The organism is Pedobacter sp. UYEF25, from assembly GCF_054061655.1.
Genome location: NZ_JBSSEL010000001.1, coordinates 19892 through 31781, shown reverse-complemented (window position 1 = coordinate 31781; position 11890 = coordinate 19892). Strand labels below are relative to the sequence as shown.

Below are 11890 nucleotides of genomic sequence, written 5' to 3'. Positions count from 1 at the left end.
GTCATTTTTTTCCTATAAAAACTATCTGATGTTTTGATCGGAGGTCATTATTATTTGTAATTTTATAACGATTTACAATGTTAAAAAATCAATCTTTCTACAATCTATCTCTAATATGCCTGGTCTATTTTTTAGTGCTAAACTAAGTGCGCATAGTCAGAATGACAGTCTTTACGAACAAACCAGCGAAATGGGAACGTTAATTGTAGGCTATCAAAGAGATGTTGACGCAATCGATGATTTTTATCACCCATATCCCAATTAAGGATACTTCTAAATACAGAAGCTAAAATGGCCTTTGGTATTTCTGAATTTGAAGCATGGGGACCGAAATTTAGATGGTTTAAAAACAGATAGCGTTTCCGAAATATCTAATCTGGCTAGCAAAATAAATGCAAAAGTATCTGAATCTTACACTCGCCATTTAATCAAATTAGCTTCATAAATGACGGCTAAGCCAACGAAACTTTTAGGTGGACGGCTTTTAATTGCACTACAAAAAACAGATTGGGTGGAATTTAGCTTTAATAAAAAGCAAATAGTAAATACCGTATATCTTACTTCTTTGACGATATAGGAGGCGTACAACCTCCAAAAGAATTTACGCAGCAAGATTGGGACGGTATTCGCTTTAAAGAAGTGGAAAGCGTTGCAAAAGAAGCCATCCATACCTATCGCCGGCATAAATACCTTTGTTTTTAAAGCTGTTAGTACCTCAAGATTAAAAGTGGTATTTACTCAAAAAAAAGAAAAAGTGTATACAGGCTTGTATGAAATAGAACTTTACAATGAGTGATTAAGTTTGATTTTAGCGTAATTAAAACAGCGCACCGCTAGTTTTAATTAGCTTATAGTTAAGCAGATAAACCCTATTGCGCTAAGTCGTCTGTTTTTAAATAACTCTAAAAATAATAATGGAAAGCTTAGGAAATAGTTCTAAAAAACAAATCAGTATTTTGTCTGAGAAAACGGTTACTTCGTCATTGTTGGAGTTATACACTACTTGATTGGCAACTCAACAAAAAATGTTGTTCCCTTATTTTTCCCCTCACTAACAGCCCAAACTTTTCCTCTATGAAGATTAACAAGTAATTTAACAATTGATAGACCCAATCCGGTAGATCTTTCTCGGCCAGTAGGTTGAGCGCTAAGCCTGGCAAATTTTATGAATAACTTGTTCATATCATCTTCCGAAAGCCCTAATCCTTCGTCAGTTATTGCGATGGTTATTTTGCTTTCTTCAGTAGTGCAGGTTACGTTAATATTGGTATTCTCGTTCGAATATTTAATAGCATTCCCGATTAAATTATCCATTACATCTTGCAGTTTCTCTTCATCTGCAAAAATTTCCGTCGATTCGTTATTCGGAAGTGTTAGGGTTTGATTTTTATTTTTAAGTGATAATTCGAAGTTATCTTGCAAGTTTGCAAAAATGTCTTTGAGCATCACTTTCGTTTTCATTAATTTAATCACTCCATGCTCATTTCTAGCAGAACTAAGCACATTATCGATGTTTCCAATGATATTTTTACTTTGTTGATATATTTTTCCAGCAATTATTTTGGCTTTATCGTTAATGTCTGCAATGCGCCCTAGGAGTTCAGACTGTAGCGAAATGGTGGTCATTGGATTTTTAAGATCGTGAACCATCATCTGCAACCGATCGTCGTAAGCTTTTAATGTCTTTCTAGTTGCGCGCCTTGTTTCTAATTTTTCAATTACGACTAGGGCAAGCTTTTGCAGCATTTCAAGTTGCTTTTCCGTCGGCTGTCGGGGCACACTATCTATTACGCAAACGGTGCCCAATTGAAAACCCTCTTCTGTTGTTATGGGCGAACCGGCATAAAAACGAATGCCACCTTTAGAAGAAACATAGGGATTTTTTTTAAACTCCTCATAAAGATAAGTGTCTGTAAACACGGTGGTTTTATCTTCTAAAATAGCTAAAGAACATAGGCTATGGGCTCTATCAACGGCATTTCCGTCTAAATTATTAATTGACGCTTTAAAAAAAACCCTGTCTTCATCAACAAAAGTTATAAATGCATTTGGCGTATCAAATATTTGTGCAGCTAAGCTTGCAATGGTATCAAATGAATGCTCTTGAGGCGTATCTAAAATTTCATATTGATAAAGTTTTTTCAATCGCCTCTTATCGTTTGAGGGAATAATACTAGTGGGAACGGCGTAATTTAGCATGGGGTTTTAACAATAATGTTTTCTTTGATAAAGATAAGAAAAATTAAAAATGGATAAATTTTGTGAAAACACAGTTATGTAAATTTTAGTTAGGCTTTAAAATTAAGGTAAATTTTAGTTACTTGCGTCGATAAAAACAACAACACTAATGAGGTTAAAAATAGATAGAAAATCGACCCAGATATTCCCTGATAGTAAAAGAGTAATTGCAAGATTTTTTTTTAATGGGGAGGAAAGGGCTTTGGGGGTGATGAAGAAAGTGCTTGAATTTAGCGATGAAAAGGTATTTGCCATTATCTCACCAATTTTGCAAGAATATAGCAGACGACACCGAAACATTACTAAAATTCTTGGTCGGCATTGCAATAAATTAAAGAAACAGTTTGCAAAACTAGGGGTAGATATGGAAGAGTTATCACTTTACAAAAAGTTGCTAATTGGCGCCTATTTCACGCATGAGTATTCCATTGAGTCTGCTGCATTTTTTAACCCTTCCATTATCGAAGATCCTGATCAAACCGATCTTGTTGAAGGAGAAAAGCGCATCATCATAAGTTTTAGGGCGGTTGGAGAAGGTCATATATCTTCTATTGTATTTCGCAGGGCTATTTTAGATGCCGAAAACAACATTACCGTGTTGCAAGTTGGCAACTATGTTGATGAAGCAGATGTAATAAAAAATGCCATCTACAACAAAAAGATTTTCTTTAAAAAAGCAACTTATGCCAAAATAGACCCTTCGGTTTTGCATGAAGTGGAGGAAAAATTAGAAGATAGATTTGAGTACAGTGTTTTAAGTGGTATTATCAAGGATTCTAAAGCTTTAGAAAAGGAAAATCCAGATAAATTGATGGAGTACAACAAGATTTTGTGGTTGTCTGAAACCTATCATACCATCACTTTTTCTAAGGATACCGACATATCTGATCGCGTGATATTTCCTATTTCTGAATTTGAACGAAAAGGCATTGAAGATGCGCGCTTTGTAAAGTTTATAGAAGATGACGGGACGACAGTCTACTATGCCACTTATACCGCTTATGACGGTTCGATCATCATCCCAAAATTAGTGAGAACAGAAGATTTTTATGAGTTTAGGGTAATTCCACTTTATGGAGACGGTGCCCAAAATAAGAATTTAGCGCTTTTCCCTAGGAAAATAAACAATAAATATGTGATGATGAGTAGGATAGATGGTCACAATAATTACTTGATGTTTTCTGATAAAATTAATGTTTGGAAAGAACCGATACTGCTCGACCAACACAAACATTGGTGGGAATTGGTGCAAGTAGGAAATTGCGGTTCACCTTTAGAAACAGAGAAAGGCTGGCTTTTGGTTACGCATGGCGTTGGGGCGATGCGGAGATATTGTATTGGAATAAGCTTGTTAGATTTGGAAGATCCAACCAAAGAAATTGGCCATTTACAAGAGCCGTTAATAATTCCTACAGGAGACGAAAGAGAAGGTTATGTGCCAAACGTCGTCTATTCTTGCGGATCCATAATCCACAACGGCGAGCTTGTTATTCCATATGGTCTATCTGATTATAGCTCGTCTTTTGCTACCGTAAATCTAGAATTACTTTTAAACAGATTGTTGGAAGATAAGAAATTAGAAGAACAGGCCTTGGTTTAATGCCGTTCGGCTTTAAGGTTTGATTAATATTTGTAGAAGCATGTAAAACGGTTTAGTAACTAATTTGAGCCACATTTATTTTTGCAAATGATGGAAATTTAAATATCTTTGGAATTGCCTAAGTGCATTTATCAGCCAATGTGTTTTAAATAAAAAGTTGATAAAAGCGTGTAGGACCTATGGTGTCATCACCTGATTATTAACCAAGTATTTAAAACCAACTCTTAACATGAAAAGAAGAACCTTTATTCAAAATACCGGTATGCTCGGCGCAGGTCTTGTTGCCTCTAAGTTTTCTTTTGCATCAAATTTTGCTCTAGAGTTTCCAATCGTTAGGGTTGCTGCGGGAAAGCGACATTTTGAAAGTGCGGCTGTAGACAAGGCGATTAAAACTTTCCAAAAAAACGTGAAGAACCCAGAACTTTCTTGGCTGTTTGAAAATTGCTTCCCAAATACGTTGGATACTACAGTGTATTATTCTGAAAAAGACGGAAAGCCAGATACGTATGTAATTACTGGAGATATTGACGCGATGTGGCTTAGAGACAGCTCCGCCCAAGTTTGGCCTTACCTACAATTTGTAAATGAAGACCAACCACTTAAAAAACTGATCGCCGGAGTGATAAGGCATCAAACCAAAAATGTTTTGAAAGATCCATATGCTAATGCTTTTTATCAGGATCCAACAAAAGTGGGAGAGTGGAAAAGCGATCATACTGATATGAAGCCAGGCGTGCACGAACGGAAATGGGAAATAGACAGTTTGTGTTATCCAATTAGACTCGCTTACCATTATTGGAAAAAAACCGGTGACAAATCTCCATTTGATGCAGATTGGAAGAAAGCGATAGAAAGTACTTTAATAGTTTTTACTACGCAACAACGAAAGGAAAATAAAGGACCTTATCATTTCGAACGGGAAACTACGCATCCAACAGATACGCAACCGATGGCAGGTTATGGTTTTCCCGTAAATCCTGTTGGGTTAATTTGCTCTGCATTTAGACCTAGCGATGATGCAACTATTTTTCCATTTCTAATTCCGTCTAACTTTTTTGCAGTAACTAGCTTACGCGAGGCTGCGGAAATGATTACGGCACTTCATCCTGATGAAAAATTACAAACTGGGTTAACAGCTCTTGCTAATGAAGTTCAAGCTGCCATACAAAAGCATGCGGTGGTTAAGCATCCTGTGCATGGCGATATTTATGCTTTTGAAGTAGACGGATTTGGTAGTCAGTATTTAATGGACGACAGCAATGTACCGAGTCTACTCGCTTTGCCATACTTAGGTTCGCTTGAGCTAAATGATCCTATTTATCAAAATACCAGAAAATTCGCGCTTTCTAAAGACAATCCGTACTTCTTTAAAGGAACCGCTGCAGAGGGAATTGGCGGACCGCATGCAGGACAGGATATGATTTGGCCAATGAGCATCACCATGCGTGGACTTACCTCTACCGATGATCAAGAAATAAAATATTGTATAGATACCTTACGTAAAACACATGCTGGTAAAGGCTTTATGCACGAATCATTTAACAAAGACGATCCGTCTAAATTTACTAGATCTTGGTTTGCTTGGAGCAATACGTTGTTCGGAGAGCTGTTGTGGAGAACGTACAACGAACGGCCCCATCTATTAAAAGCTTAATTTATGTTATAACTAAATCCCTTGGCAATTCCCAAGGGATTTTTGCATTTATATTATTTTGTTTTTTTTTCGCGGCATTATAGATTAAATCCTTAAAGTTTTTACATTTTTGTAAAGCGCGTTGCAAATGTGATTTAGTTCGTTGCTTGCCGCCTTAATGACATAGAGATGAGCACAAAGAAATACGATTTAAAAATTAGAGTTTGGCATTGGCTTACTGCTTTAGTAGTCACAGGTTCTTTATTAACGGTGTTAATAAATTCTACATTGTTAGATCGAAGTCAAACGCCGGCTGTGCAAAAAGAACTGCAAAATGCAGGCGTTCAACTTAGTGCAGAACAAGCAAGGGCCGCCACGCACGGCTTGGAAGATCAGGTTTGGGGAATTCATATTTATTTTGGTTATGCGCTAGCAGCACTTTTTGTATTTAGATTAATAACTGAAGCTTTTTTGCCAAAAGAACAGAAATTTATTGTTAAAGCCAAAGAGGCGTATAGGCGCTACCGAGATTCTCCATTGGTAAATTTGCGACACAATTTCTTTGTTAAAGTAATCTACGCAATATTTTATTTATTGCTACTCATAATGGTTTGTACGGGTTTATCACTCGCGTTTCAAGATGAGTTAGGCATCTCCCGCCAAATAGGGCACACCATTAAAGAAGTCCATGGATTCTGCATGTATCTGGTATTGGGTTATGTTGTTATTCACATCGTCGGCGTACTGCTTGCTGAAAACCAAGACAGTAAAGGCATCGTTTCTGATATGATTAATGGCGGACGAACTGATCTCCCAAATGAAATAGGAAGATAGCCTAAGAATTTAACGCATAGGTTCAGATTTAATCTTTTGGAATTTTAGGATAGTTTATGTTGGGAGCTTGGTAAAGACCAGCAGATAAGATCTATATTTCTTTGTTGTAACATCGCTTTTTCATAAGGAACAATCTTAAAAGAATACCCCAAATATTGATAGCCGTGCTCTTTTTTTGATGTGCTTGAAGCGGTAGCTAAAAGATCACTTTTTCTTTTAATAGCGCTTTTCCAAACTCCAATTCAAGTGCGTTCTTATTTCGGAAAAAACGAACTCAACATGTTTTCCTCAATGAGAATAAAAAAAGGGTTTAAGTTCAGTCGCCAATTTGAGTTCCATTTTTCTTAGGATAGAAGATGCTTTTCTCCCTCATTTTTGTGTTCAACTTTACATAAATCTATTTTGTACATCTTCGCGACCGTCGTTTATCTTGGAGCATTTCGGTAATATTTAGTGCAGATCCAATATCTATTCCCGGCTTTAAAATCAACTTTTGATTTTCCAAAATTTATGCCAAATAATATTATCCGTATAAAATTTGGCTAAAAAGACCTTCAGAATTAAATTCTGTTTAAAATATAATAATTTATATAACAGATGAATATGAAATTTAATTAAACCGTTTACTTATATGTTTGATGTTTTAATGCTCTCAGACCCTTAGTTTAGCCAAATAAAATATTGATTATGCTAAATATGTTATGTATTACAGCAAGTTATATTGATTATCTAAACTAATAGTTATACCTTTTGTAGGTAGAGATGAAATCTGTACGCATGGCTTTAAATCGATCAACTACCGTTTCAATAAACTGCTCGTCTAAGATTTCAAAAACATCATTTGTTCCTCCGCCGCTCAAATCAGTTTCTGCAATTTTATAGCTCTGCTCAAGCGCCCCCTGCTCAAACTTTACGATGAACTTATCATTCATTTTAAAAATACTGATTTTACACTCGGGGTGTGGCAGCTCTGCTATTACTCTCATAATGAAATTTATTTAATGTTAGTTAGTTGATATTGCAGACATGTTGATGCTTGGTATTGCATGATATTTATCCTCTTCGGGATTGCGCTCATCAGTTTATAATGACCTGACAATTTTACCTTTTTTTTCTTGTAGTAATTTTTTTTAATTATGTTTTGCAGCCGACACGTAATATGGCATCAAGTTGAAAAGTTTGCAACCATAGCGACGGCAATACCTCTTCATCATATTTAATTATTCGAAGGAGGCACCGGAGCAAATTTGGGATTTGCTTTTCGTTTTGCGAACCGCTTTCGTTCAGAATAAAATGTCCCAGCAGAAAGCACTCTAAAAATTTTAGTCAACAAGGGGCAGTACGCTAAATTAGAAATTTCTAAAAAATTTGGTTTAACGCCGCACCCGCAGGATTGCGGTAAAAACCTTGCATACGAGGTTGGTCTATAGCCATAACGCTAAGTTTAGCCAAATTTAATTGGGAAATGCTAAAAGCGTGTTTTTGAAATTCTGGAAGTTTAAAATTTTTAGGTCGCAAAAACCTATTTGCCTTCTTCTTTTTCCTGCTTATCTATCAGTTTGTCTAATTTAGAACCTTCACCGTCTGCAAATTTCTGCTCTTGTGGCGTATATTCGTTGTCCTTGACTTTTTTTCCTTCTTTATTGTCTTTTTCGGCTGGATCTTGTTCGTTTTTCATAAAAAATATCGATTGAAGTTGTATCACTTACTAACCCGAATAAGTCGAATTGGTTTTTGTTAGACTATAGATTTCGAACCTATTAGTAACTGAAAAACTTCTAAGTTTCTGGAACGGCGATCACATTATTTTTTCCGCTTTAAATGAGCTAGATTGTTGTTCAGCTCCATGCATCTGCTGCATTGATGTAAAATTCTGACCTCTAAACGCTATAGATCTATGTTAAGCCCAGTTTTTTCTTCTCAATCACATCTCCTCAAATAGAAATCAATTGCTGCTAGAAAACGTCCTACGATTTTTGGAAATCAACAACTTCGATTAGAAGTCTAAATTTATTAAATGCCGCTTCAAACGTAAATGTAATCTCAAAGTCGTCAGGGAACCATTCGTATTGTTAGTGCTGCATAACTAGTTGTCAGTTATCGATTTCTGATTATCGATGCTGATTAATGCTTTTAAGTATCGAAAGTAGGTCAACAACTCTAACTAAGATAAATGATAGCCGCTGTAAACTCAAATAAATGTGTTGCCTTAGCTTCTTCTACCGTTGCTTACGTGCGCTTGTTATGTCAGTCAGAATTCCCGGTTTTCGAAACATATTTAAGTTGCATTGCGAGAGATTAAAACAAGGAGGGGATTTTAGCAAAGGCATACGCTAAAACTTGGCGGCGAAAAGGCTTGCTTGGATCCGTTTGAAGCTTATAATTACAAGAAAAATCAGCGCATCTCCGTCCAAATCTAGTATTGAAAGTCAAAATTGCACTTCTCAGCTAAAACCATTGTATTTCTGTACTTATAACGTCAATATTTCGTTTCCTTTTACTCAAATATTCTCCTCTTAAAAAGTTCTTTCATTTTATTAAAGTTTTGTCGTGGTTTTTTGCAAAGATAAATTCTTTGATAAAGTTCTTCTTCATTATCTGCATAGGGATTATAAATCACCCTTACAAGTTTTACTTCTTCAAAATATGGAGTAAAAAAATTACCAACCCGATAGCTTAATCCAATAATGGTATTTGGCATCTGTCCTTTAGGCGCCCAAATGTAATAGCTTCCGTGATAGGAAAAGGCTTTGGGTAAATGGTAATTTGGCCCCAACAAATTTACTGCTCCTGCTTGACCGTAATGTTTGGCCCAAATCATTGCATTTTCTTTTTCATTTATTGGCAAACTGTCATAAACAGATTTTAATTGTCCCATCGTTTCTTCCCACTTTCCTTTGGTATAATATTCGTCATACTTTACCCCATATTTGCCACCATCTATGTCTTTCTTTTCATATTTATAAACAGCATGCAGATACCGATTGAAACTATAAACTGGCATTCCAAAGGGAATTAAGACTGCACCTAATAATAATAAAGCTGTTACTGGGTAAATTATCCATTTTCTTTTTTGCAAAATAACTTGTTCCCAAAAGATTCCACCAAAAGGAATAATTGTTAAAATAATAGGATAGAAGTAATAGGGTTTTCCATTATTAAGCGATAAGAAAACGGTCGACAAAATGATAGAGATTGCCAATGGAACGTTTATCGATTTGTGATGTCTAAACATATAAATGAATCCGGGAACAACGATGAGTAAAGAGGAGATCGGATTTATTTCAATCAACAATTGCCCTAAGTTACCTGCACGCGAAAGTTTGTCTAACTGTGTTTCATAAAGCCGGCTAACCATTTGCAACATGGGAAAGTCGTTTGCATATTGCCAAATCAAATTGGGAAGCAGCAATGCGATAGCTACGATTATGTGTTGCCAAAAATGTTGTTGTAGTAATGCCTGGCGTGTTCTTTTAAAAAACAATAAGGAGGATAATCCAAAGATGAAAAACACCGCATCATACTTGACCGAAGAACCTAAAACTACAAATGCGGTTAAATACCACAGACTTCTTTTGTCAAGGTATTTGATAAACCTGGTCAATTGGTAAAATCCTAACACCCAAAATAATTGACTGAAAACTACCGGTTGAAAAAGCTGTTGCGAACGACCAAAACTTGGCCCAATAAGAATACATAATAAAGCTAAAAAAACTGCTCTGTTTTGCCCACCTAATTCAATTATCGTTTTAGCAACATAGATAATGATGAGCATACTTGCAAGGTGCACTAAGAAATGATTTAGATATACGGAGCTGCTTCCGAAAATATTTTGGATAAAAGCCATTAGACCAATCAATGGCGGAAACTCCATATATCCAAAAGCTAAATGTCTGCCGGTCTCAATGTGCAATAATTCGTCACCCTGAAACCCTGAATGGCTGTCGGCAATTAAATGAAGTGATAGTTTTATTATGCAGACAATCAGAATGATTAGTTTAGTCTGTCTATTCATCTGAGATTTTATGTTGTTTGTTCAAAATGGCACAAAAAGGACTGAGGCTGATGAGCGTAGCGGATTTTTAGCAAAAAGTTCAGTGGAATGAATTATTATAGAATTTTGCATAAATGTTTTGTAGAAGCACTACATCTGCAATGTTGCCAAACCGCTGTTAATGGTTCTGGCTTTGTTTTAGCGGTTACTAATCAATTTTTTCTTGTTCAAAATTATCAAAATAAGTAAAGTCTTTTGTTATAATTCCGTTTTCAATTGTCAAAATAGTACAAATTGGCAATTCAAATCTTGAGCCATCAGGTGCAGTTCCACTTGACACAAATTCTACAATCATATGCTTGGCACCAGAAGGATAAACTTGAATTACTTGGTCGTGAAGGTTTGGGAAAACTTGATTTAGTTCTGAATATTTGTCAATAATTTGCTGTCTAGTTTGTTTTATAATCCCTTGTCCTAAAGACGGGTCTTTAAATTCAGAAACCTCCGAATACATATTAGCCATTTTCGTCCATTCATGATTATTGAAATGTTCAAAATACTGCTTTACTAATTTTTCGTTATCTGCGGTCGTCATACTGTTGTTTTTTTGATTGTTACAAGAAATTAATGCACAGGTTACAAAAAATAAAATTGTCAACTGTTTCATCTTTTTGTAATTTAAAATTATTTTTATCTTTAATTGACTGTCTTTTGTATGCCGTTTTGTATGCCATTTTGTATGTCGCTCAGAGCCTGAGCGCTAACCCTCCGCTTAGCCCAACCCTCATCACCTTTGCCCAATATTTAATCCCATAATACTATAAAAACTAACTTGCGTATGTCCCTGCTTAAACGTTTATACTCGGCTCATCCTACCCGTATCATCTTCAAAACTTAAACTTTCTATATCAATCCTATTCACCAGAAACCTTAATCTTTAAAAAAGATCGACCTATCCCAACAGAAATTAGCGTTAACAAGTTGCACCTAAGATAAATGATACTGTGAATAAAATCAAATAAATTGCCGATTAAGCTTCCTATAGTTTTGGTTTACTAGGGAATATTTCTTGAGGGGCGAACTGCAGCGTATATTTTGGGAAACCAACCAAGTAATCCCCTTGCAAGTTGATAACCAGCGGTCTTGGCCAGCAAAATTATTTCCTACATATGTTAGATAGCAGTTTGGGAGGGATAGTGGCAAAACGAAAAGTCCTTAGGGTAACGCCCAAATCATTTAAATAGATTAAACTTTATCCATAGTCAACACTATTAATTATTATTTGGGCGATTTGACACGCGGTCCATTGTATCTTTAATTGGCTTTAAGGTGCCAAGTAAAGGATGCCATTCCCATCGTTAGCGCACCTCTCATTTCGGCTAACGGTTAGCGATTGCAGTGGAAATCCTCCTTTTTTGCGACGTACGAATAAAAAGATTAGAACGTAAAGCGCGACCCTCTTCAGGGGAACGCCCAGATTATGTAAAAAATTTCTTTAGTTTACATTGAGGATTATTTGGGCGCTTTCACACGCTGTCCATTGTATCTTTAATTGGCTCCTAAAGGCCAATTAAAGGATGTCATTCCCATC

The 11890-nt window shown here is 35.9% G+C and carries 10 protein-coding genes; 5 read left to right on the top strand and 5 right to left on the bottom strand.

Translation table 11 applies throughout. From position 1 onward, the window contains the following. Positions 1–115: 115 nt before the first annotated feature. Positions 116–265 carry a hypothetical protein gene (locus ACVWYG_RS00135; protein WP_457268090.1) on the top strand — a complete coding sequence of 50 codons (150 nt, stop codon included), beginning with the start codon at positions 116–118 and terminating at the stop codon, positions 263–265. A 384-nt stretch (positions 266–649) separates the two neighbouring features. Beyond that, on the top strand, positions 650–796 hold the full coding sequence (locus ACVWYG_RS00130) for a hypothetical protein (RefSeq protein ID WP_457268089.1): 147 nt from the start codon (positions 650–652) through the stop codon (positions 794–796). A gap of 203 nt (positions 797–999) precedes the next feature. Here the strand turns inward: ACVWYG_RS00130 and ACVWYG_RS00125 are convergent, their stop codons facing one another. Next, positions 1000–2199: a GAF domain-containing sensor histidine kinase gene (locus ACVWYG_RS00125; RefSeq protein ID WP_457268088.1), complete on the bottom strand. Its 1200-nt coding sequence runs from the start codon at positions 2197–2199 to the stop codon at positions 1000–1002. A gap of 148 nt (positions 2200–2347) precedes the next feature. Between ACVWYG_RS00125 and ACVWYG_RS00120 the strand changes: the two genes are divergently transcribed. From ACVWYG_RS00120 to ACVWYG_RS00110, 3 genes are all read left to right on the top strand, one after another. Further along, positions 2348–3838 (top strand): glycoside hydrolase family 130 protein, encoded by a 1491-nt coding sequence (locus ACVWYG_RS00120; RefSeq protein WP_457268087.1) that lies wholly within the window; start codon positions 2348–2350, stop codon positions 3836–3838. A 229-nt stretch (positions 3839–4067) separates the two neighbouring features. Then, positions 4068–5492, top strand: coding sequence for a glycoside hydrolase family 125 protein (locus ACVWYG_RS00115; RefSeq protein WP_457268086.1), 1425 nt, complete (start codon positions 4068–4070; stop codon positions 5490–5492). 168 nt (positions 5493–5660) lie between these two features. Continuing rightward, positions 5661–6305 carry a cytochrome b/b6 domain-containing protein gene (locus tag ACVWYG_RS00110; RefSeq protein WP_457268085.1) on the top strand — a complete coding sequence of 215 codons (645 nt, stop codon included), beginning with the start codon at positions 5661–5663 and terminating at the stop codon, positions 6303–6305. Positions 6306–7039: 734 nt separating this feature from the next. On the opposite strand, the gene ACVWYG_RS00105 is transcribed toward ACVWYG_RS00110, so the two are convergent. The 4 genes from ACVWYG_RS00105 to ACVWYG_RS00090 form a co-directional block, all read right to left on the bottom strand. Next, a complete protein-coding gene (locus ACVWYG_RS00105; protein ID WP_457268084.1) occupies positions 7040–7291 on the bottom strand; it encodes a hypothetical protein in 252 nt (83 codons plus the stop codon). Positions 7292–7827: 536 nt separating this feature from the next. Then, the gene (locus tag ACVWYG_RS00100) at positions 7828–7983 is read right to left on the bottom strand and encodes a hypothetical protein (RefSeq protein ID WP_457268083.1); all 156 of its coding nucleotides are present in this window, start codon (positions 7981–7983) and stop codon (positions 7828–7830) included. Positions 7984–8802: 819 nt separating this feature from the next. Further along, entirely contained in the window at positions 8803–10320 is a 1518-nt protein-coding gene (locus tag ACVWYG_RS00095; protein ID WP_457268082.1) for an ArnT family glycosyltransferase, read from the bottom strand. 187 nt (positions 10321–10507) lie between these two features. After that, positions 10508–10966, bottom strand: coding sequence for a nuclear transport factor 2 family protein (locus ACVWYG_RS00090; RefSeq protein WP_457268081.1), 459 nt, complete (start codon positions 10964–10966; stop codon positions 10508–10510). Positions 10967–11890 lie beyond the last annotated feature (924 nt).

What these genes read in the sequence shown, in the direction of transcription:
- ACVWYG_RS00100 (WP_457268083.1), bottom strand. Translation starts at nt 7,983, where the DNA reads ATGAAAAACGAACAAGATCCAGCCGAAAAAGACAATAAAGAAGGAAAA.
- ACVWYG_RS00090 (WP_457268081.1), bottom strand. Translation starts at nt 10,966, where the DNA reads ATGAAACAGTTGACAATTTTATTTTTTGTAACCTGTGCATTAATTTCT.
- ACVWYG_RS00110 (WP_457268085.1), top strand. Translation starts at nt 5,661, where the DNA reads ATGAGCACAAAGAAATACGATTTAAAAATTAGAGTTTGGCATTGGCTT.
- ACVWYG_RS00135 (WP_457268090.1), top strand. Translation starts at nt 116, where the DNA reads ATGCCTGGTCTATTTTTTAGTGCTAAACTAAGTGCGCATAGTCAGAAT.
- ACVWYG_RS00125 (WP_457268088.1), bottom strand. Translation starts at nt 2,199, where the DNA reads ATGCTAAATTACGCCGTTCCCACTAGTATTATTCCCTCAAACGATAAG.
- ACVWYG_RS00115 (WP_457268086.1), top strand. Translation starts at nt 4,068, where the DNA reads ATGAAAAGAAGAACCTTTATTCAAAATACCGGTATGCTCGGCGCAGGT.
- ACVWYG_RS00095 (WP_457268082.1), bottom strand. Translation starts at nt 10,320, where the DNA reads ATGAATAGACAGACTAAACTAATCATTCTGATTGTCTGCATAATAAAA.
- ACVWYG_RS00105 (WP_457268084.1), bottom strand. Translation starts at nt 7,291, where the DNA reads ATGAGAGTAATAGCAGAGCTGCCACACCCCGAGTGTAAAATCAGTATT.
- ACVWYG_RS00120 (WP_457268087.1), top strand. Translation starts at nt 2,348, where the DNA reads ATGAGGTTAAAAATAGATAGAAAATCGACCCAGATATTCCCTGATAGT.